The sequence below is a fragment of the Duganella sp. GW821-FHT07F09 genome (genome assembly GCF_059418705.1).
The window spans coordinates 43,610-65,088 of record NZ_JBWKQJ010000005.1; the positions used below are offsets into that span (position 1 = coordinate 43,610).

Here is a 21,479-nt window from a genome sequence, read left to right on the forward strand (position 1 = left end):
GCGTGCTTCAGAAGAAGTCCCCGGCCCGTTTCCGGCGACGGTACCGACTCCGACTTCGACGCCGCACGTCGTGAACGTGCCTAATCAGTCGCGCGTCGTGCGTGGCGACATCCGGAGCGTCCCAATGGCCCGACACCTTGGGGCCGCGTGTCATATGTACATCCTGAGATGTATCTCACATGGAGAGAGCGACGCCACCGCATTTGATAGCCGGCGAGGATTCCGTTGTGGCAGTGGCGCTGACGGCCAAGAGTAAGGTGGCAAACAACAGCGTAGCGCGGCGGGCCGCGCTAACGAGGCAGAAACCAGTCAGTGGTCTTTGCCCGCTACGGCAAGCTCCACGCAGCGGCGAGCGAGGAGGGGGGTGGGGTCTAGCAAGACCAAGGACCGTCCATCGACGGCGAAGTCGCTGCACTCCGGCAGCAATAGGGGGAGCTCGGTACAGCCAAGAATGACAACAGTGGCGCCGCTATCGGCAAGATGCCAGAGCGCGCGCAACAGATTCGCCTTGCACTGGCCTTCCACGAATCCCGCTTTGACTCCCTGCTCACCGTAGATCGATTCCATAACCAGTGCTTGGTGCGGCGCGTCGGGAACGATCAACTCGAAGGGCGCGCCCTGTGCTGCACGGTGATAGACCCTGCTCGCGATGGTGCCGGTTGTCGCGAGAAGGCCAACCCTTTGATGCCCGGGGTGGTTCGCGAGAATATGGCGCACCGTTTCCGAGAGCATATTGACAATCGGAATCGATAGCCCAGGTGCCAAGCGGTCTATATAGGCGTGTGCGGTATTACACGGCATGGCAATCAGCGTAGCACCATTACGTTCAAGCCGTTTGCAGGCGGCGTACAAGGCAAGCATCGGGTCCATTCCACCGGCGACGAGGTTTGCAGTCCTGTCCGGAATTTGCGGATTGTGATCAACGACCAGGCGAATATGATCTTGGTCGCGCGTGGCACGTGTGTTGTCGATTATCTTGCGCATGAAATCGATTGTAGCGGCAGGTCCAATTCCGCCGATGACGCCTACCCTGAAAGCGGGGGGCAGGCGTAGGGTGCCGGCGGCGACCACGTGCTCCGCATAGATTCGGTGGCTATCCAGCACCGGCAGCCCACGCTGGCTCAACGCTTCTGCCATGACGGCGATTTCGCTGATTCCCGGAACGATGATGTCGGCACCACGCGCTAGCAGGTCCTGGCAGGCATGTTCGAGCATGCTTGCGACAGCATCGTCGGCCTTGCCCGCCAGCACGCCGTCCGCGCCATAGACAGCGGGTGCTACATGGCGGTCGTATGTCGCAGTCGATACATAGATCAGACTGTTTGAAGGAAAATATGCTTCGAACAGCCTGTGTTTTTGGACATAAGGTGTGCACAGTACGCCGACCTTTTTTCCCTCAACCATGGGATGCGCCGCCAAGGCCTGCATCATATTGAAGATCGGAACACATACCTCCTGCTGTAGCGCCGGCAAGAAAGTATGGCTAATAAAACACGGAAGCAAAATCGCGTCTACGTCGGAATGCGAAAGCCGAACTGCCGTGTCATAGAGATAGTGCATGCGACCGTTCGCTGCCTCAGTTCCGGCATCGAGATGCGCATCACGACGATAGCTATGCGGATCGAGGGCAAGTTGAAAATCCTTCGCACCATGCCGCTCGATGGCAGCAAGCAATTTGTCATAGAGGTCCGCCCCGGCGAGGTGTCCCATTCCACCAACCACGGCCAAGCTACGGGGTAGCGCGCTATATGTCATGTCAAAATCTCAATGTAGAAGTCCCATAATCATATGGGCACTGGGCGAACGGATTATGCAAGTATGGGCTAACCTTATTCCACTAGCGCATAATCCCGGAAGTCCCCAGGTCGCACAATTCGGCGGCAAGTTTCAGCGATTGCAATACCTTGCCTATATCGCAATCTCGCATTGCGGGGGCGACGTGTAGCGCATACAGTGGCGTGCAGGCGGTCGGCGCACTCGCAAACCTGTGCGAAAGCGATCTCCCAACACTACTTAATACCGTGGTGCTTTATGGCACCCAAGAACTGAGGAGGTGTAATGATTGACGTAGATGACGAAGCCGGGGTGACGCGACCGGGTATTCGCGTGTTCCTTACCATCAATAGCGAAAGCCAATGCTGGAGAGGCTTGGTACACACTGCACCCGCAAAATGCCTCGATGTCCGCGAAGCATGAGGCGATGCAGGACTCGAATCGCAATGGATGTTCACGTTCGGTAAACCATCTGCGCGATGCTTTTTGTGGAGGAGCCGATTGTGGTTTAGGAGTCGGGCGATTATCGTTGATTGCGACAAGCGGACGGGTCGCCGTGTGCCGCCCAAGCGATTCCTTGGGATAGCAACCGCACCGCAGAGGGCTCAATATAGCTTGCTGGCAAATGTCCGATTGCGGTATAGAACGACCTACCCGTTCCAACGCAACGCGTCCAAGCAATCGGATGATCCCCCATTCGGAGATCGCCAGCATAGCCCATCGGCACATAGCTACCTTCATCAAGCGTAACGAGCACGTTAGCGCCAGACGTCCTGGGGTTTGAGAAAAAGGAATACCACTCCTCCGTCATAGTCCAGCCCTTGCCTAGTCCTGCGACGATCTGACCGCCTGCCTCGTTGACAATCAGGCGTCCCGGCTGGAACTGCGGACTCGGCGGCTGACCCTCGCGCGGCGCGGGATGCCCTTTGAACCGAGCGCCAATTAACGTATCCACGTACCAGTCCCAGTAAGTTAGCGGATCCCCGCCGCTACCATGAATTCCCACGAAACCGCCGCCTCGTTCGACGTATGCACGGAACGCAGCGCGTTGGCTTAATGAAAGCACATCGCCGCTGACGTTGTTCCAGATAACTGCGTCGAATTGTGCGAGGTCGCGGCTATTGAAGCTTGCGGGGCGGTCTGTGAAAACTAGCTGCCATCCGTGTTCCCTCGCCATTGACCTGAGGGCGGAGGCGGCGGCATCGACCGACGGAACGTCGCGGAAACCATTGCTCTTATCGAAGACCAAAATGGCTGGGTGCTTGAGCGCTTTTGGCAGCGCGGGCGGCGGTGCCGCGTCGTACCGCGAACAGCGTCTTCTGTCATCGGCCACGGTGGTAGGAATGGCGCGCAATTCCATATCAATCTGCGCTGACGTTGGGCTGCCGGCGCTCGCGATCAGTGGTCGAAGAGGAATAATAGCGGACAGCGCGGGAAGGGTAGTTCCGGTGACTTGAGATGGCAGCGATTCGATGATGCCAGGTGCCAGACGGGTCACGGTTTCGCGCGCTTTCGCGGTCGTCAAAATGTCGAATAATGAGGATTCTATCGAGAGCTGATGGCCGGCCAGCGGGCAGTCAGCGACCCAAAATTCCACGCTTTCCGCAGGCGCGGTAGGCGCATCGGAGGCAACGATGATGGCGGCCGCAGCGATGATAGCCGCGAGGATGGTTTTAGTATGCATTGGCGACGTATGAAAGCAGAGTTGTTCAACTATTTCAAGATGGGTCTGAAGCAAGCAGTCAAAAATCTGACTGGTTTTTCATGGCGCCACCTAATTATGATTTCTATGACGATGGAGGTTATGGCCCGAACGCATGCTTGGGGAGCTCATACATCGGTTTGCCGAACCGATAGTGGCTCATCGAGCCGCCGGTCCATCTACGGGCTAAACGTCTGGGCGACCAGCTTCAGGTTGAAGCTGACTGTCAGCGTCTCGCCGCCGGCCACTTGCAGGTCGGACACCGCGAAGCTGGTGTAGGACAAGCCGTAGCGGGAACAGCGCACGCGAGCCGGTCCTGGCGAACCTGCGGTAGCCGACGTCGGCGCCTTCGTTGAAGGTGATGTCGTAGCGGGTGTCCGGCGGCAGGCCGGCGCCGCGCAGGGCGGGGCCGCAGCAGCAGCGCCTCCGATTGCGGGAACGTCATCCGCAGGCGTCCGGACGGATTGACCTGCGGGGATAGCACGTTGGCGATGGCCTGGGCGCTGTACTGTCCGGGATACCATGTCTGCAGCACCGCGGCGCTTTGCGACCAGCCATAGCATGCGCACCGGACTCCCGGTTTGTAGATCCACCACTGAGTGTGGATTGGCCGCCGCCACAGCCGCGATCAGCGCTTCCTGGCCTTGCGGCAGGCTCATGCCTGGAACATCCTTGTTCTCACCGTTCCACTGCGTGGCGAACAGCAGCACCACGTCAGCGCGCGTTGCTGCTGCGGCGGCCGACGCCGGATGGCGGCCATCGTCGAAGATCACCTCGGCGTTGGGCACGCGCTTGCGGATCGCCGCCAGCGGGCCCGGCGCGAACCAGGTGGTGCGGGGAAATAGCGCGTCGAACGGCGTGATGCGGTCCGTCTTGTGGGCCACGGGCGGCTCCGCCAGCGTCACCGCCCAGCACAATTTATTCGTTCGACCCTGGACCATCTTCACCCTCTCGCGGTGTAGCTCATGGAGTCAAACATTAACATATTCATTAAAAATTATTAATCAACTTAATGATTTATTTATGTGCGCGTCTACCCGGCGTGAGGCGTCTGGATGGGGCACTGATTGGTCACGGTTTCGTCCATTTCACCAATCATCCAGCCACGGAAAGAACATATAGGTGCGTTACGAACGCCTCTGTGCGTTCTTGCAAATATCGACCGCTGCTTGCATATTGACCGGAACATTTTGTTCCTGACGTTGGAAACCCGGAGCTGTGAAACCGGTATGAACCACGCCTGTGGTCGAACAAGGAGCCGCGTGAAGCGTCGTTATCGACGGCGAGCGTCCGACAAAAAACAGCAGCGGAACAGCTATGAATACCTCAACGGCACCGAGCCCGTCTCTGGGCGGGCGGTGCGACGCGGCCAAGCGTTTCGGTTGAAGCCCTGGGACGCCGCAATCATCGAAGAACTTTATTTCCACTTACACAAAAGGAAGCACGATGAACGAAAAAATTCCCGATGGCGGACCCCGCTGCTCTAGTGCTAATCGCCGCCATTTGCGCTCACGCCTACAGCCGGCAAGAGGAGGCCAACCGGCAGGCCGTGCTCGCGTTTCGTGAAAGGGGCCTCAACTAGAAGATGCAAACGCGGCGCTGAAATCCGTCGGCGATCGCTACATCCCAGCACTATCCATCCGCTGCCGACGGTCGCGAGGGCTTTCGCCAGCTATCGCGTCCCTGCGTGAGAAGGCCCCATTCGCGCGCCTAATCAGACGCTTCTTAGTCGATGGAGACTACGTCGCTGAGCACTGCGATGCGGTACAAGCGATTCCAGAAACCCCCGCCAACGCGAACACCACGTTCTAAAGCTTTCGCCGCGGAGCGGGCCAAGCGCGCCGCCAACAGAGCCAAGACGGCGCCTGATGGGCATCGCTTGTCGCGTATATCCATGCGGGGCGACCTGCCGATCAAGGCGAGTGGTTCCCGTCCGCCTCCCGCTTATCGTCGTTCGCGGCGCGGGCCGCCTCAATGGCGGGGAAATTTGTCTCGGCCCAAAATGACAGCGCGCTCAAAGGCTCGATGAGGGAGTTGCCAATCTCGGTGAGGCGGTACTCGACCTTGGGCGGGACCGTCGGATACACTTTTCGATGAACCAAGCCATCTTGCTCCAAGCCGCGCAGTGTCAACGTCAACATCCGATGCGACACGCCGCCAACGGTTCGCAGCAGCGCGTTGAACCGCAACGGCCCCTTCGACAGCGCCCCGACAACCATGATGGTCCACTTGTCGCCAATCCGGTCGAGCACGCTGCCCAGCGCCCTGCAGCGCCCATGATCGTCGTGAGCGCTCTCAAGCGCCGCCTGTTCCGCCTGCTGGAGATTTGCCATAAATTTCCCTCCGTCTTTCGTCATTACGAACAAAAGTGTTCCTTAGGAACCTAATTGTTCATTCTTGTGAATTTAAGCGATTACACGCATATTCACAATAACATTTTGTTCCTAACGATAGAAAGGTTATCTCATGAAGATCGGTATCAGTGGTGTAAGTGGTCAGCTCGGCCAACTAGTCGTGTCGCGCCTGGCGCAGCGCGGCAGCATGCATCGTCTTGTCGGAATATCCCGCAGTCCGCGCATCGCCGATGCAGCGGTCGCGGGCCGTTTTGGCGACTACGACCAGCCGGACTCGCTGGTGCAAGCGTACCAAGGCCTGGACCGCCTGCTCATCATCCCGAGTGCAGACCTTGCCCCCGGCGTTCGCGGGCGCCAGCTCAAGGCCGCCGTTGATGCAGCCAAGCATGCCGGGGTAGCGCAGGTTTTCTTGATGTCGGCAGTCGGTACGCACGAAGCAGTTGCCCCGTCACTGGGCGAAGCCTACTGGGTGGGCGAGCAGACCCTCATCGCGACGATCGGGCAATGGACCATTCTGCGCATGAATTACTACGCAGAGTCCATGGCGGACGAGATCGGGATGGCGTTGGGCGGCGGTGTACTCCCGGGGTTGGGCGATGAACGTGTCGCTTACGTGTCCCGTGAGGATGTCGCGGCGGCGGCGGCGGGTGCGTTGTTGAGCGAAGGTCACGCGGGGGCAATCTACAATCTGACCGGGCCGGCCGCCATCACGGGGCCGCAACGTGCGGCCATTGTTTCTGAGATCGTCGGAAAGCCGGTCAGCTTCGCCCTCGTCACCGTGGACCATCTGCGCATTGGGCTCGCCCAAGCGGGGCTGCCTGAGGTGGTTCGGGACGCAATCACGGAGATCAAAACCTCGTTTGTCAAAGGCAAGTTCGACATCGTGACACGGGATGTCGAGCGGCTTTCCGGCACGTCCGCGCGGACGTTGCGCGAAGTGCTAATGGCCAAACTGGCGTGAGAGAGGACTAAGACATGACCCGCAAATACTCCTACTGGATCAGCACGGCGCTGCTCTGTTTGCTCTATCTCGCTTCCATCACGATGTACTTGACGATGGGCGATAAGGTCCACCAGTCGCTCGCCGCGCTCGGCTACCCGAGCTATTTGAGAGAGTTCCTCATCACCGTCAAGATTCTGGGTGTCGTCGCTGTTGTGTCCCGGCGCAGCGTTGCGCTGAGCGATCTTGCCTATGCGGGGATGTTCTTTCATCTGCTGCTCGCCTTCCTGGCGCATATGCACGCAGCGGACGGCGGCTTCGCACCGGCGCTCGTGGGGCTCATCGCGCTGTTCGTTTCCTTCTACACGCAGAACGCGGCACGAGCGAAGCAGTCACCATATTCGCCACCGTCGATAGCGCCCTCGCGCCACCATCTGAAAGGCGCCTAGACAAATGTCGAGCCGAATCAGACTGGCCGGCGGCCTTGAGAAAAACGCCGCCCGGCGAGCGCAACAAAGAATGCAGGAACTACGTCCATGAAACGCATTCATTACCACCGTTATGGCGGGCCAGAAACCATGCAACTCGAAGAGTTCGAGATCGACGGGCCGGGCGAGGGGCAGATCCTCGTGCGTCTCAAGGTGGCCTCCGCCAACCCCGTCGACTGGAAATACGAAACGGCGTCATGAAGTTCATGACCGGGCGCCGCTTCCCCAAAGGCATGGGTGGCGACTTTTCAGGGACCGTGGAGGCGGTCGGTCCATCCGTCACGCGGATAAAGGTCGGCGATGAAGTGTTGGGCACCGCGTCGATGAAGGCAGCTGGCGCGTTCGCCGACCAATTGATGGCGGAAGAAAATTTCGTTGTCGTGAAACCTGAGGGGCTGTCGTTCGCGCAAGCTGCCGCGTTGCCCATCGTTGGGGCGACAGCGTGGTGCGGCCTGGTCGTCAAGGCGCAACTCAAGCCTGGACAGTCGGTCTTCGTGCACGGCTGCCTGGGCGGTGTCGGCCGTGCCGCCGCACAACTGGCGATCACAATTGGCGCCACTGTGGCCGGTAGTTGTAGGGGGGCTGCAATGACCGAGGCACGTGCCTTGGGCCTGCGTCGCGTCGTCGACTACCAGCGATTCGATGTTCGTCCGCTCCAACATCAATTCGATGTTGTCTTTGATACGGCAGGCACGCTTTCACTCAAGGAGGGGCGCGCCTTGCTTAAGCCGGGCGGGGTCGTTCTCGACATCAATCCAACACCAGCCAAGCTATGCGGAATGCTGCTGTCGGGACGCCACGAGATGGTTGTGGCGAAGCCGAACCCGCATATCTTGACGGAACTGGCCAAGCTGGCGGCCGAGGGAAAGCTAATGCTATCGATAGGCAAAACCGTATCGCTTGACAATGCCATTCCTGCACTCGCGGCGCTCGAACAGCGCAACACCCCCAAGGGGAAACTTGTCGTCATCTGGAACTAAAAATATGAAAAATTCGTTTAACGCCCGCTCCACCACCGACGATGTGCTGCAAGGCGTCGATCTTACCGGCAAGACGGTGCTGCTGACCGGCTGCAACTCTGGCCTCGGATTCGAGACGCTGCGGCAAATGACGGCCCACGGCGCGCACGTCATCGCGGCCGCGCGCAATCTTCAGACGGCGCAGGAGGCGTGCGCGAAAGTCGGTGGCAGCACCACGCCGCTGGCCTGTGATCTGGCCGACTTTTCGTCGGTGAAGGCGGCCCTTGCCACACTTCGCGCTAGCGGCCGACAGGTGGACATTGTCATCGCCAACGCGGGCATCATGGCACTTCCAAAATTGGAGCAACTATACGGGCTGGAAAAGCAATTTGTTGTCAACTATCTTTCGCACTTCATGCTTGTCACGGGCGTCGTCGACTTGATGCCTCATCATGCAGGCGCGCGCATCGTGATTTTGGCCAGCAGCGCGCACGATAAAGCGTCAAAGGAAGGGATTGAATTCGACAATTTGTCCGGTGATCGGGGCTACAGTCCTTGGGTATTCTATGGACAATCGAACGTTGCGAGGATCCTGTTCGCCCGGACGTTGTCGCGCCGTTTGAGTGGTGTCGGCATCACCGTCAACACCTTGCATCCGGGTATTATCGCCGACACCAATTTGGCGCGTAACCTTGGCCTGCTGATGCGGGCACTCGCGCCGATCGCCCGCTACTTCACGAAGACCATTCCGCAGGGCGCGGCAACGCAGTGCTATCTCGCCGCGCATCCTGAACCGGCCGGCGTGACGGGCCAGTACTTCAGTGATTGCAAAATTGCAGACCTGAGTCCGGCCGCGCGCAACGATGAATTGGGCGAGCGTCTGTGGATCTTATCCGAACAACTCATCGCTGTTCATAAATGAAGCGCCGTCCTGCCGGTTCCTTGGACGGCAGGAGTTTCGGCGCGCCTTGCCGTATGAGGCCAACATTGGTCTAGTCGCGACATTGTGGATGTGGCCGTGAATGTGGGCATATTTCTTGGAGGTGAAGGCAGCTCCGAGCGTTTTTTGTCATCGTGCGTCATGGTTGCTTGTTTGAGGTGCGATGCTTGGCCGCAGCTCATCGTGCAGAATCGATGATTCCTCCACAATCGGGTCTAAGGCTGTAGCCTGTGATGAACTGGGCGTCTTTGGTGGCGAGGACAGGACTAAGGGTGCCACGTCCTGCTGCGGCGATCCATGGCGGAAAAGTGCGTTGGCCGGTGACGGTATGCTGGCCGCGCCCAACTGGGCCGCCTTGCGCCGCCTCCCCGTTCTCAGGCCACCACGCCTATCGTTAGCGTCGCCACATAGCCATCGATGACGTTACCTGTGATGCTGACCATTTGCTGTGCGAATCCATCGCGGAATACCATGTCGGTGGAGAGGCTGATCGCCGCCATGTTGTTCACGCTGCCGCTGTAACCCGGGGTGGCGTAGACCGCATCGCTGGCCACCTCGGGGAAGGTCAACTGCGACGTCAGGATGCGATTGGAAACATTTCCTGCGGCAGCCAACGAACGATATATTTCAAGGTGCACATGCGGTACTCGGCCGGGGTAGCAGCCTGGATATATAGTGGTGAAGGACATGCTGCCGTTACTGTCACTAACCTGTACGCCACGCAGGAAATTCTGGTCGCTGGTGCCCGGTGAGTAAAGCGAGTAGTTGCCATCGCGGTCGCATTGCCAGATGTAAATCGCATAGCCGTCAAGGGCCGCGCATCCGCCGTTGGTGTTGACGACCTGCAACCGGATGGTGAGCGGTACACCGGCAGCCACGCCGCGTGCACCATTGAAGCTGGACCGAATATCGCTACGCACCACGCCCGACTGATTGAGTACATTGACAATGCGTCCGGCGGTTGAATTGGTTCCGTCGGCCGGGAATGGGCCGACGATTTCCTCAGGGGTCGCGGAACACGAGGTCGGCGTGCTAATGAGAGGGGGCGTAATCGGTGTGGTAGCCGGCGGTGGTGCCGGCGTGGTCGATACCGGCGGCGCAATCGGCACTGGCGCTGGGACCGACGCACTGCCCGAATCGCCGGAACCTCCGCCACAGCCGACACCAGGCAGCGCGGTTACGCTCGCCAATAACCAGCGCAAGATTTGTCGGCGGTCCCGACTGAGCTGGAGCATCGCAGGCATGTCGGCCGCTAGTCCCCCATCATGGTCATGGTTCGTTTTAGTCGTATGCATGGTTTTCTCTCTGTATATATTGCCAACTGCTTCGTGCGCCAGCAACTTGCAACACCACACTTGGCGGCAACAGTTCCGACAGTTCCAATGCTGCTAGCCGAAGCAGGGGTAGGGACAGGGTCTTCAAGCGCTCTGCGCCGGTGCTAGTGGTCAGCGCGTCGATGTGCATCGCCGCTAACGCCGTGCCGTTCGCCGCTTGCCGAATCGGCACGGCGATCGAATACATTCCGATTTCTAGTTGCTCGTCGTCGAGCGCATAGCCGGTCTGCCTGACTTCCGCCAGCAGGTCGCGCAAGCGCCGCTCCGATACCACGGTACGGTCTGTCATCACGGTCAAGGTGGTGCGCGCGAAATAAGCGTCCAGCTGCGCGGGGGGCAAGTAGGCCAGCAGCACCCTGCCCGAGGCCGTGCAGTACGCCGGCAAGCGTTCGCCCACGCTCAACTGCGCCGCCACCATCGGCGATGCGCCCGCGCGCGCCAGATGCATGACACTGTCCCCCTCTAGTATCGCCACCGAACTCGATTCGTTCAGCACGCGGCTAAGGTGGTTCAGGTAGGGTTGGGCCAGCGCCGCCAATGGCGTCGATGACAGGTAGGAATATCCCAGCGTCATCATTCTGGGCTCCAGCATGAAGCCGTTCATTTCGCCGCGGAGGTAGCCGAGCTGGCGCAGCGTGTACAGGCAGCGCCGCGCGGCGGCGCGCGAAATGCCGGTCTTCTCGCTGATCATGGCGATGGTTTGCGGCTGGCGCGCGTCGCACAGGGCCTGGATGACGGCCATGCCACGCGCCAGCGAGCGCATGAATTCCGGGTCGCCATGGCTGTCGGCGTGGACCGCGATGTTCGATTCCATGTGGACCCCGTTACGGCTTGATGGTCCGGGCCGCCAGCCTGGCGCCCCCTTCCAGCGCGGCGTCGTCGGCGTGCCGGCCGACGCTGACGCGGTAGTCGCCGGCGGCGATCTTCCAGCCGTTGGCGGCGACGTCGTAGCTGGCCAGCAGGCGCGGATCGGCCGCCACGCTGACGCGTTGTTGCTCGCCCGGCGCCAGCGTGACCTTGTTCCAGCCGAGCAGGCGCGCCAGCGGCTGGCCCGCCGCCGAGCGCAGGTACACCTGCGGCACGTCGGCGCCGGCGCGCGCGCCGGTGTTCTTCAGGTTGAAGCTGACGGTCAGGGTCTCGCCGCCGGCCACTTGCAGGTCCGACACCGCGAAGCTGGTGTAGGACAGGCCGTAGCCGAACGGGAACAGCGCCCGCGCGCCGGTCCTGGCGAACCAGCGGTAGCCGACGTCGGCGCCTTCGTTGAAGGCGATGTCGTAGTGGCTGTCCGGCGGCAGGCCGGCGCCGGGCAGGGCGGGGCGCGGCAGCTGCGCCTCCGATTGCGGGAACGTCATCGGCAGGCGGCCGGACGGATTGACCTGCCCGAACAGCACGTCGGCGATGGCCTGGGCGCCGTACTGGCCGGGATACCAGGCCTGCAGCACGGCGGCGCTTTGCGCCAGCCACGGCATCCGCACCGGGTTGCCGGTCTGGAGCACGACCACCGTGCGCGGATTGGCCGCCGCCACGGCCGCGATTAGTGCGTCCTGGCCTTGCGGCAGGCTCATGTCGGGAACATCCTCGTTTTCGCCGTTCCACTGCGTGGCGAACAGCAGCACCACGTCGGCGCGCGCGGCGGCTGCCGCCGCCGACGCCGGATAGCGGCCGTCGTCGAAAATCACCTCGGCGTTGGGAGCGCGTTCGCGGATCGCCGCCAGCGGGCCCGGCGCGAACCAGGTCGTGCGGCGGAACAGCGCGTCGAACGGCGTGGTGCCGTCCATCTTGTGGACCACGGGCGGCTCGCCGTACGGCGTGACCTGCGAGGAACCCGCGCCCGACAGCACGCCCAGGCTGGCGTTGCCGCCGATGACGGCGATGCGCTTGACATCCGTATTCAGCGGCAGCATGGCGTTCTCGTTGCGCAGCAGGACCATGCCCTCGGCGGCGGCCCGGCGCGCCACCAGGCCGTGGGCGGCGTAGTCGATCTTGCCGCCGCCGGCCGGGTGTTCGAACAGGCCGTTGGCGAACATCGAGCGCAGCATCCGGCGCACCATGTCGGCGATGCGCGCCGGCGCCACCCGTCCGTCCGCCACCGCCTGCCTCAGCGGCTCGCCGAAATACACTTCCTTGTCGAGCTGTTCGCCCGACTGGTGGTCCAGCACCTTGACGGCGTCCAGCGAATGCACCGCGCCCCAGTCGGACATGACCCAGCCCGGGTAGCCCCAGTCGCCCTTGAGCACCTTGCCCAGCAAGGCCTCGTTCTCGCAGGCGTAAAAGGCGTTGACCTTGTTATACGCGCACATGACCGAGCCGGGACGGCCGCGCTCGATGGCCAGCTGGAAGGCCAGCAGGTCGCTTTCGCGCAGCGGCCCCTCGGCGATGACGGCGTTGTGGGTGTTGCGCGAGGTTTCATACGGATTCAGGGCGAAGTGTTTGATGGTCGAGACCACGTGCTCGCCCTGGATGCCGGCCACGGATTCGCCGGCCATCACGCCGGCCAGCAGCGGGTCCTCGCCCAGGTATTCGAAGTTGCGCCCGCCGCGCGGGTCGCGCGTCAGGTTGGCGCCGCCGGCCAGCAGCACGTTGAAGCCCTTGGCGTGGGCCTCGCGGCCGATGGCGGCGCCGGCGGCGCGCGCCAGGCGCGGGTCCCAGGTGGCCGCCAGCGCCAGGCCCGAGGGCAGGGCGGTGGCGCTGTCGCCGGGACGGGAATTGCCGGGATTGGTGACACCCAGGCTGGCGTCGCTCTCCTGCAGCGACGGCATGCCCAGCCGGGCGATGCCGGCCACGTAGCCGGCCGCCGAGATGGCGCCGGCCGGCTTTTTGAACGGGCCGAAGTCGACCGCCATCGGGCTGTGGACCAAGCTCAAGCGCTCGTCCATCGTCATTTCGCGCTCCAGCAATCTGGCCCGTTCATCCGGCGACAATTGCGTGTTCATCCAGGGGCGCTGGCCGGCATCGGCCGCCCCCGCCTGTGTGGCCAAGGCCAGCGCCAGCGTCAGCGCCAGCGTCCAGCGCAATGTCATCCGCAATGTCATTGTATGGTGCTCCAACATGCTCGTCCTTTTTATGTGGTTGTCTCTTGCGCTAAAGATTAACACCAATATTAATATTTGTTAATCATATTAATGATATATTTACACCGGCTACACAACAATGAAAATCAACATCATGATGAGCAAAACAACCATGACCACGTCGACGCTGGGGATGGCCGCGCTGCTGGTGCTGGCCGCCCCGTGCGCCGGCGCGGATGACGTCAGTGCCGGCAACGATTGGCCTTACTACCACGGCAATCCGGGCGGCACGCACTACTCGAGACTTAAACAGATCAATACCGCCAACGTCGGCAAGTTGCAGCCTGCCTGGAGCTACGATACGGGCGACGCCACCGGCAACCCGGTGCCGGGCGCCGATATGCAGGTCAATCCGCTGATCGTCGGTGGCAGGCTGTATTTCGTCTCGCCGAAGGGGCGGGTGATCGCCCTCGACGCCGCCACGGGGCGGGAAGTGTGGGTGTTCGATTCCGCAGGCGGGCAACCGGTCCTGACGCGCCAGCGGTTGCGCGGCGTGTCCTACTGGCGCGACGGCATGCAGGCGCGCATCCTCGCGACATTCGGAAACCATCTGTACGCCGTCGACGCGGCCAGCGGCCAACCGAAGACCGATTTCGGCACGGGCGGGCGCATCGATTTGCGCGAGGGCCTGGGGCGCGATCCCGCCACGTTGTCCGTCTCTAATGTCACGCCAGGGGTGGTGGTCAAGGATCTGATCGTGATGGGCAGCACCGGCAACACCCCGGGCCATATCCGCGCCTTCGATGTCCGCACCGGCAAGTTGCGCTGGGTGTTCCACACGATTCCGCATCCCGGGGAAGCTGGCTACGAAACCTGGCCGGCGGACGCGTGGAAAACCGCGATGGGCGTCAACAACTGGGCCGGCATGTCCGTCGATCCGAAGCGCGGCCTGGTGTTCGTGCCGCTGGCGTCGCCCGGCATGGGCGACAAGGATTTCTACGGCGCGGACCGCCACGGCGACAATTTGTTCGGCAATTCCCTGGTCGCGCTCGACGCGGCCACGGGCAGGCGCGTCTGGCATTTCCAGACCGTGCGGCACGATCTGTGGGACCGCGATCTGCCGGCGCAGCCGACCCTGGTCACCGTGGTGCGCAACGGCAAGCGCATCGACGCGGTGGCGCAAATTACCAAGTCCGGCTTCGTCTATGTCCTCGAGCGGGACAGCGGCAATCCATTGTTCCCTGTCGCTTCCCGGTCCTATCCTTCCTCCGACGTGCCGGGCGAACTGGCGGCAAGCACACAAATATTGCCGACGCGCCCGGCGCCGTTCGCGCGCCAGCAGGTCACCCGCGACATCCTGACCGATCGCACCCCGCAGGCCCATGCCGCCGCCGCGAAGGTGTTCGATGGCGTCAGCAGCAGGGGTCAATTCGATCCGCCCAGCGAAAAGGGCACGATCATCTTTCCGGGCCTCGACGGCGGCGGGGAGTGGGGCGGCGCCGCGTTCGATCCTGAAACGGGCAACCTGTACGTTAATTCCAACGAAATGGCGTGGGTATTGCGCTTGAAGCAGCGTCCGCCGCTGGTGGCCGGTAACAGCGGCAGTGCCGTTTACTTGAACAACTGCGCCGCATGCCATCGGGAAGATAGAAGCGGCAGCCCGCCTGAGTTTCCGTCGCTGCTGGACGTCGCCGCCCGCCTGCCGGAGGAAGCCATGCGGCGTATCGTCCGCAAAGGCAACGGCCGTATGCCGGCGTTCGGCGCGCTGGGCGACGACGACATCAAAGCGGTGGTGCATTATTTGCGCCACCCCGGCGAAGCCGCCATGCCGGCGCAGCCGTCCGGGCTGGCGAACAAGCCCGACCTGGGCGGCGGCTACGTGTTCGAAGGCTATACCCGCTTCCTCGACCCAGATGGCTATCCGGCGGTCAAGCCGCCCTGGGGCACGCTCAGCGCCATCAACTTGAACAGCGGGGAGTACGCCTGGAAGGTTCCGTTGGGCGAGTATCCCGAACTGGCCGCCGCCGGTCTGCGCGATACCGGCAGCGAAAACTACGGGGGTGCGGTGGTGACGGCAGGCGGCGTGCTGTTCATCGGCGCCACCGTCTTCGACAACCAGTTCCGCGCTTTCGACAAGCGCACCGGCAAGCTGCTGTGGCAAGTCACCTTGCCGGCGGCCGGTCTGGCGACGCCGGCGACCTACTATGCGGGAGGGCGGCAGTTCGTCGTCATCGCGGCCGGTGGCGGCAAGAATCCGAAAGGGGCGGCGGGCGGCAAGCTGGTGGCCTACGCGCTGCCGCCTCCACCGTCCAATTAATGGCTTGGGCCGATGGAAGACTACTTTTCGGACAACGCGGTTTTTCCCTCGGCGGCAGGTCCCGTTAATTTGCGCACGACGATGTTTTTGAGGAACGCCTCGGCGCCCTCGGACTGGATCGAGAATTTGCCGTGCGTCAGGGGAATCATTTTACCGTCCACCAGTTGGCGCGAGTTGGTCACGCGCAGTACCTCGTGGCTGTTGACGATGTGGACCAGCGTTTGCCGTCGTCGATCACTTCCATCGTGTTCCATTCGCCGCTCGGCTTTTCAAAATCGCCCTTTTTCAGGATGCGCGCCTTGATGTCTTTGCGCAGCGTCAGGGACGGCTCGTAGCGATAGAACTTCCAGTCGCCCTGGTTGGCGTCGCCGACGTGCTCCTCGACCGCCATGCCATCGAGGCCGTGGTAGTCGGCGTCTTCATTCCCTCGGTGGTGGGTTGCATGCTGACCTGGGTGCTCCAGCCGCAATGGTCTTTGCCGTTGAAAAGCGATTTCCACGGAGCGGTTTCGGCGGCCGGCGCCGCGCAGCTCAGCGCGAACAGGCCGCCCAGCAAGGCGGTTTTGGTGAACAGGTTTTTGGTAAAGCGGTGATTGCCGATTTCGTTATACAAATATCCGACTTCCGGCATGGACTTCACTTGGCGGCGTCGCGCGCCTTCGCCTGTTTTTTGGCGATGGTCGCCAGCGTGGCCATGGCGTCCCTCGCGCTCATCGCGTCAAGGTTCCAGAATTGGCTGATCGCCTCCGACATCGCCGTCACGGCGGCCGACGGCAATGCGCCCTGGAGGGTGCTGGGCATCAGCGTGCCCCGCGCGGCGCTTTGCTTGAAATCCTGGCTGGAGCGTTTGCCGCAGTCGTCGAAGCGGTCCATCCTGACGTCCAGGCGCACCGGTATCGAACCTTTGGCCAGATTGAACGTCTCTTGGAAATCCTTGCTCATGACCGCGCGCAGCAGGTCGCGCTGCGCCTGTTTGTTTTCGGCGCTGACCTGGAACATGACGAAGGAATCGATATTGAAGGTGAAGGCTTTGGCCGTTCCCGGCGCCGGCGCGCACAGCACGTCGATGCCCGGCCGCTTGCCGGCCGCCTGAATCTCGGCCTTGGCCCAATCGCCCATCAACTGCATGCCGGCCTGGCCTTTGGCCACCATGGTCGTGGCGCTGATCCAGTCGCGCGACGCGGCGTTGGCATCGGTGTAGCGTTTGATGCGCTTGTAGGTCTCCAGCGACTTTTCCATCTGCGGGCTGGTGAATGCCTCCGGGTCCAGGTCGACGAAGGCGCGCTTGTAAAGATCGGCGCCGCCGACGCCCAGCACCACGTTCTCGAAGGTGCCGAGATTGAGCCAGGTCTGGCCGACGTAGGCCACCGGGATGATGCCGGCGTTTTTCATCGCCTCGGCGACGGCGAAGAACTCGTCCCAGGTGGCGGGCGGTTTTGCGTTGGCCTTTTTCAGCGCATCGGCATTAATCCAAAGCCAGTTGACGCGGTGGACGTTGAGCGGCGCCGCGACATAGCGTCCCTTGTACTTCATGGTGTCGCTGACGGTCTTGGGCAGCAGTTCGTTCCACTTGTCCGCCTCGGCCACGTCCTCGATGCCGGCCAGCTTGCCGCCGCGTGCCCAGTCCTGGATCGAAATGCCTTTCATTTGCGCGGCGGTGGGCGGGTTGTGCGAGGCGACGCGCGAGCGCAGCATCACCATGGCCAGGCCGTCGCCGCCGCCGTTGACGGTGAAGTCCTTCCAGGTATGCCCCTGGGCGCGCAACGTCGTCTTGAGTTTGGCGACGGCGCCGGTTTCGCCGTCGCTGGTCCAGTAGTGCAGGACTTCGATTTCGCCGCCGGCGCCACGCGCCAGTGGAGTAAGGCAGGCCAGGGCCACGATCAGCGCGCAGGTTCGCGGGCGGACGTTCATGCAGCCTCCGTGGCGGCTGATGGCAAGCGGATGATGGCACGCAGGCCGCGCGGCTGCGCGTCCTCCAGTATCACGGCGCCGTTCTGGCGCTCGACGATCTCCTTGACGATCGCCAGTCCCAGGCCGCAGCCGTCGCCGGCGTCGGTGGCGCGCACGAAGCGTTCGAACACGCGCTCGCGGTCCGCCGCCGCGATGCCCGGTCCGTCGTCTTCGATGATCGCCAGCGCGTGGCGCCCGTCACCGTCCGGGCGCACCTGGACGGTGACCACCGCGCCATGGCCGGCGTACTGGATGGCGTTGTCGATCAGGTTGCTTAGCGCCTCACGCAGCAGCAGCGCGTTGGCGCGCACGGGTACGGCGGCATCGCCATCGTCGCCGAAACCCAGGTCGACGCCGGCCCGCAGCGCGCGCGGCACCAGTTGCGCGACCAGCTCCTGGGCGAAGCGGCGCAAGTCGAAGCGCTCCAGCGGCACCTCGGCCTGGCCCGGTTCTGCGCGCGCCAGCGTCAATAGTTGCGCCACCAGATGCGCGCTGCGCGTGGCGCTTTGATGCACCAGCGCCAGGCGGTGGCGCTGGTCGTCGTCGGTGGCCGCTTCCAGCGCCAGTTTGGTCTGGCTTTTCAAGCCGGCCAGCGGCGTGCGCAACTGGTGGGCGGCGTCGCTGATGAAGCGTTTTTGCGCGCCGATCTGATGCTGGACGGCCGCCAGCAGATGGTTCAGCGCCCCGGCCAGCGATTGCAGTTCGGCCGGCGCCAGCGCCAGCTTGACCGGCGTCAGGTCGTCGGGCGCGCGGCTCTCCACCTCGCGCCGCAGCCGCGCCAGCGGCGCCAGTCCGGCCTTGATGCCGGCCCAGACGATAAGGCTCATCAGGACGATCAACGCCGACAGCGGTAGCAGGGTGTCGGCCAGGATGGCGTGCGCCAGGTCCTCGCGGTTGGCGCTGCTGCGGGCCACCTGCACCAGCATCGTCTGCCTGGGCGAGGCGCCGTCGCCGAAGGGGACGTAGAGCGCGGCGATGCGCATGCGTTTGGGCGCCTCCGTGCTGCCGGGCTCCGGCGGAATGACGCGGTCGTAGAAGTAGGGCGTGTCGAACTGGTAGTGGCTCACGGCCGGCGGCGGCAGGTTGCGGTTGCCGAGTATGAATTTGCCCGGCGGCGTGCTGACCATGTACATCAGGCGGTCCTTGGGGTCCGCCTCCAGCACGTCCTGCGCGGCGCGCGGGAAGTCGATCAGCAAGCCCTGGTCGATGGGTTTGACCTGGCGCAGCAGGGTGCGGGAGGTTTGCGCCAGGCTGGCGTCGATCGCCAGGTTGGCGTAGCTGACGGCCAGCCGGAAGGTGGCCGCGCCGCCGCCCAGCCATAGCACCAGCTGCGGTAGCAATAGCCACAACAGCAATTTACGGTGCAGGGAGACCATGGAAGGCGCTTAGCCGGCGCGGGGGATGGCTTTGCCGCCGGCCTTGCCGTCGGCTTCGAGCAGGTAGCCCAGGCCGCGCACGGTGCGGATGTCGACGCCGGAGCCCTCCAGCCGGCGCCGCAGGCGGTGGATATACACCTCGGTGGCGTTGCCGGCCCCAAGGCCGCTGCCGTCGCTGGTCCATGCCTGGGCGATCTGCTCCTTGGTCACCACGTTGTCGCGGTTGATCAGCAGCAGTTCCAGCAAGGTCCACTCGCGCGGACTCAATTCGATCTGCTCGCCGGCCACGCTGGCGCGGCGCGTCCTTGGATCGAACGCGAGGTTGCCGAAGCCCAGTTCGGGGGCGGTGGAGCCGGTGGCGCTTGCCGCCGCGCCGGCCGTGGCGCGGCGTATCAGCGCGCGCACGCGCGCTTCCAGTTCGGGGAAATCGAAAGGCTTGGTGATGTAGTCGTCGGCGCCCGCGTTGAGTCCGTCCACGCGGCTTTCCAGGCCGTCGCGCGCGGTCAGTACGATCACCGGCGTGTGCTGGTTGGCGGCGCGCAGCTGGCGCAGCACGGTGAGCCCGTCGACCATCGGCAGGCCGAGGTCGAGGATGGCCATGTCGAAGGTTTGCCGCTGCAGCAGGTATTCGGCCACGGGGCCGTTGGGCGCGAGTTCGACGGAGTAACCGGCGCCGCGCAGCTGTGCGCCAAGCGCGTCGGCAAGGATGGTGTCGTCTTCGGCTAGGAGAATATGCATGCGGGAAGTTTAACAATAAATGAATGCAAGCGCCAGCGTGATCACAGCCGTGATTAATTTCGGCGGATGATGAGGAAATTATTTGCGGTAAATTAATGTGGTGCTATATTTCATTAAGCTTAGTTAATGTTGAGTTAATGAAGCGTCGCACCGACGGTCTTGCTATCGGTGTTCGATCAGTACAACCGAAAGGACTATCGTGGCAAATTTTTCCCCAGCCCTAGACGCGGGCGATCCTTCGGCTGCGGCGAAGGGCGCCAATAGAGCGCTAGCGGTCATCACCATGCTGTTCTTCATGTGGGGTCTGCTGACCGCGTTGAACGATGTGCTGATTCCCCATTTGAAGTCGGTGTACGCGCTCACCTACGTCCAGGCCATGCTGGTGCAGTCGTGTTTTTTCGGCGCCTATTTCCTGGTTTCGGTGCCGGCCGGCGCGCTAGTGCGCCGCATCGGTTACCAGCGCGGCGTGGTGGTCGGCCTGGTGCTGGCTGCCATCGGCTGCGCCTTGTTCTATCCGGCTTCGCTGGGCGGCTATCCCTTGTTCCTGTTCGCGCTGTTCGTGCTGGCCAGCGGGATCACCATCCTGCAGGTCGCCGCCAACCCCTATGTGACGATACTCGGGCCGGCGGCCGGCGCTTCGAGCCGCCTGACCCTGGCGCAGGCCTTCAACGCGCTCGGCACAACCGTCGCACCGCTGCTGGGCGGGATGCTGATCCTGTCGGGCGCCGCGCTTTCCGCCGCCGAACTGGCGGAGCTGCCGGCCGCCGAACAACTGGCGAGCATGGCGCGCGAGGCTGCCGCCGTGCAGGGGCCTTATCTGGCGCTGGGCGGGGCGCTGCTGGTGCTGGCCGTCGTGGCCGCCGCCGCGCGCCTGCCGCGCGTCGATCAATGGGGGATCGATGGCCTGCACGCCGGCGCTAGCGCTGGTGAACCCGGGCTACTGTCGCACCAGCATTTGAACCTCGGTGTGATCGCCATCTTCCTGTATGTTGGCGCCGAGGTGGCGATCGGCAGCTTCCTGATCAACTTCCTCGGCGAAGGCGATGTCGCCGCGCTGGCGCCGGCCGCCGCCGCGTCCTACGTCAGCTACTACTGGGGCGGGGCGATGGTCGGGCGCTTTGTCGGATTCGCAGTGATGCGCCGCGTCAGTCCGGGCAAGGCGCTGGCTTTCAACGGTGCCTGCTCGGTGTTGCTGATCGTGTTCGCCATCGTCGGACGCGGCGATGTGGCGATGTGGGCCATCCTGGCGGTCGGCCTGTGCAACTCCATCATGTTCCCGACCATCTTCAGCATGGCCCTGTACCGGCTTGGAAACGCGACAGGGCAGGGCTCCGGTTTGCTGTGCATGGCCATCGTGGGTGGCGCTATCGTGCCGCTCGGTCAGGGGCTGCTGGCCGACCGCGTGGGCGTCCAGCTGTCGTTCCTGCTGCCGGCGGCTTGCTACTTATTCATTGTCTATTTCGGCCTGAAATACGCCGGCCTATACACGGAGGATTAGGCCGACCGGCGTGGGATTTATGCAACATCAATGCGGCATCGAAGGGCTTTGTCTGTGTTCCGCCATAACTGACAATGGCTGAACGGGGTCGATGGCAGTA

General features: G+C 62.8%; 19 protein-coding genes and 1 pseudogene. 8 read left to right on the forward strand and 12 right to left on the reverse strand.

All coding sequences use genetic code 11. The annotated features are described in order from the left end of the window. Positions 1–309: 309 nt before the first annotated feature. From cuyB to AC07P1_RS14675, 3 genes are all read right to left on the reverse strand, one after another. The gene (gene cuyB / locus AC07P1_RS14665; protein WP_494696511.1) at positions 310–1,710 is read right to left on the reverse strand and encodes a cysteate racemase; all 1,401 of its coding nucleotides are present in this window, start codon (positions 1,708–1,710) and stop codon (positions 310–312) included. 586 nt (positions 1,711–2,296) lie between these two features. After that, the gene (locus AC07P1_RS14670; protein ID WP_494696512.1) at positions 2,297–3,457 is read right to left on the reverse strand and encodes a ThuA domain-containing protein; all 1,161 of its coding nucleotides are present in this window, start codon (positions 3,455–3,457) and stop codon (positions 2,297–2,299) included. Between the two features lie 197 nt (positions 3,458–3,654). Next, a complete protein-coding gene (locus AC07P1_RS14675) occupies positions 3,655–4,359 on the reverse strand; it encodes a glycoside hydrolase family 3 C-terminal domain-containing protein (protein WP_494696513.1) in 705 nt (234 codons plus the stop codon). Between the two features lie 581 nt (positions 4,360–4,940). Between AC07P1_RS14675 and AC07P1_RS14680 the strand changes: the two are divergent. Beyond that, positions 4,941–5,287, forward strand: a pseudogene (locus tag AC07P1_RS14680) (nuclear transport factor 2 family protein). Positions 5,288–5,388: 101 nt separating this feature from the next. Here the strand turns inward: AC07P1_RS14680 and AC07P1_RS14685 are convergent. After that, the gene (locus AC07P1_RS14685; RefSeq protein ID WP_494696514.1) at positions 5,389–5,808 is read right to left on the reverse strand and encodes a winged helix-turn-helix transcriptional regulator; all 420 of its coding nucleotides are present in this window, start codon (positions 5,806–5,808) and stop codon (positions 5,389–5,391) included. Between the two features lie 133 nt (positions 5,809–5,941). Here AC07P1_RS14685 and AC07P1_RS14690 point away from each other — a divergent pair, with 133 nt between their 5' ends. The 5 genes from AC07P1_RS14690 to AC07P1_RS14710 all read left to right on the forward strand — a co-directional run bounded on the left by AC07P1_RS14690 (position 5,942) and on the right by AC07P1_RS14710 (position 9,138). Next, on the forward strand, positions 5,942–6,790 hold the full coding sequence (locus AC07P1_RS14690) for an NAD(P)H-binding protein (protein WP_494696515.1): 849 nt from the start codon (positions 5,942–5,944) through the stop codon (positions 6,788–6,790). Positions 6,791–6,804: 14 nt separating this feature from the next. Continuing rightward, positions 6,805–7,218 (forward strand): DoxX family protein, encoded by a 414-nt coding sequence (locus AC07P1_RS14695; protein WP_494696516.1) that lies wholly within the window; start codon positions 6,805–6,807, stop codon positions 7,216–7,218. Positions 7,219–7,305: 87 nt separating this feature from the next. After that, positions 7,306–7,458 (forward strand): hypothetical protein, encoded by a 153-nt coding sequence (locus AC07P1_RS14700; RefSeq protein ID WP_494696517.1) that lies wholly within the window; start codon positions 7,306–7,308, stop codon positions 7,456–7,458. Further along, on the forward strand, positions 7,455–8,237 hold the full coding sequence (locus tag AC07P1_RS14705) for an NADP-dependent oxidoreductase (RefSeq protein ID WP_494696518.1): 783 nt from the start codon (positions 7,455–7,457) through the stop codon (positions 8,235–8,237). The genes AC07P1_RS14700 and AC07P1_RS14705 overlap by 4 nt, the downstream gene beginning before the upstream one ends. 4 nt (positions 8,238–8,241) lie before the next feature. Then, on the forward strand, positions 8,242–9,138 hold the full coding sequence (locus AC07P1_RS14710) for an SDR family NAD(P)-dependent oxidoreductase (RefSeq protein ID WP_494696519.1): 897 nt from the start codon (positions 8,242–8,244) through the stop codon (positions 9,136–9,138). A 392-nt stretch (positions 9,139–9,530) separates the two neighbouring features. Here AC07P1_RS14710 and AC07P1_RS14715 read toward each other — a convergent pair whose 3' ends face one another. The 3 genes from AC07P1_RS14715 to AC07P1_RS14725 are packed head-to-tail and all read right to left on the reverse strand — an operon-like array spanning position 9,531 to position 13,522. Continuing rightward, on the reverse strand, positions 9,531–10,451 hold the full coding sequence (locus AC07P1_RS14715) for an intradiol ring-cleavage dioxygenase (protein WP_494696520.1): 921 nt from the start codon (positions 10,449–10,451) through the stop codon (positions 9,531–9,533). After that, positions 10,438–11,304 carry an IclR family transcriptional regulator domain-containing protein gene (locus tag AC07P1_RS14720; RefSeq protein ID WP_494696521.1) on the reverse strand — a complete coding sequence of 289 codons (867 nt, stop codon included), beginning with the start codon at positions 11,302–11,304 and terminating at the stop codon, positions 10,438–10,440. Before AC07P1_RS14720 ends, AC07P1_RS14715 begins: the two co-directional genes overlap by 14 nt. A 10-nt stretch (positions 11,305–11,314) precedes the next feature. Further along, positions 11,315–13,522 carry a beta-glucosidase family protein gene (locus AC07P1_RS14725; RefSeq protein WP_494696522.1) on the reverse strand — a complete coding sequence of 736 codons (2,208 nt, stop codon included), beginning with the start codon at positions 13,520–13,522 and terminating at the stop codon, positions 11,315–11,317. Positions 13,523–13,655: 133 nt separating this feature from the next. On the opposite strand from AC07P1_RS14725, the gene AC07P1_RS14730 reads away from it, so the two are divergent. Then, positions 13,656–15,818, forward strand: coding sequence for an outer membrane protein assembly factor BamB family protein (locus AC07P1_RS14730; protein ID WP_494696523.1), 2,163 nt, complete (start codon positions 13,656–13,658; stop codon positions 15,816–15,818). A 20-nt stretch (positions 15,819–15,838) separates the two neighbouring features. Here AC07P1_RS14730 and AC07P1_RS14735 read toward each other — a convergent pair whose 3' ends face one another. The 5 genes from AC07P1_RS14735 to AC07P1_RS14755 all read right to left on the reverse strand — a co-directional run bounded on the left by AC07P1_RS14735 (position 15,839) and on the right by AC07P1_RS14755 (position 19,881). Then, the gene (locus AC07P1_RS14735; protein WP_494696524.1) at positions 15,839–16,000 is read right to left on the reverse strand and encodes a hypothetical protein; all 162 of its coding nucleotides are present in this window, start codon (positions 15,998–16,000) and stop codon (positions 15,839–15,841) included. Beyond that, entirely contained in the window at positions 15,997–16,317 is a 321-nt protein-coding gene (locus AC07P1_RS14740) for a hypothetical protein (RefSeq protein WP_494696525.1), read from the reverse strand. The genes AC07P1_RS14735 and AC07P1_RS14740 overlap by 4 nt, the downstream gene beginning before the upstream one ends. Before the next feature lie 136 nt (positions 16,318–16,453). After that, positions 16,454–17,728 carry an ABC transporter substrate-binding protein gene (locus AC07P1_RS14745; protein ID WP_494696526.1) on the reverse strand — a complete coding sequence of 425 codons (1,275 nt, stop codon included), beginning with the start codon at positions 17,726–17,728 and terminating at the stop codon, positions 16,454–16,456. Continuing rightward, the gene (locus AC07P1_RS14750) at positions 17,725–19,143 is read right to left on the reverse strand and encodes a sensor histidine kinase (RefSeq protein ID WP_494696527.1); all 1,419 of its coding nucleotides are present in this window, start codon (positions 19,141–19,143) and stop codon (positions 17,725–17,727) included. The genes AC07P1_RS14745 and AC07P1_RS14750 overlap by 4 nt, the downstream gene beginning before the upstream one ends. 9 nt (positions 19,144–19,152) lie before the next feature. Continuing rightward, a complete protein-coding gene (locus AC07P1_RS14755) occupies positions 19,153–19,881 on the reverse strand; it encodes a response regulator transcription factor (protein ID WP_494696528.1) in 729 nt (242 codons plus the stop codon). A 199-nt stretch (positions 19,882–20,080) separates the two neighbouring features. Here AC07P1_RS14755 and AC07P1_RS14760 point away from each other — a divergent pair, with 199 nt between their 5' ends. Beyond that, entirely contained in the window at positions 20,081–21,379 is a 1,299-nt protein-coding gene (locus AC07P1_RS14760; RefSeq protein ID WP_494696529.1) for a sugar MFS transporter, read from the forward strand. The last annotated feature ends 100 nt before the right edge of the window (positions 21,380–21,479 follow it).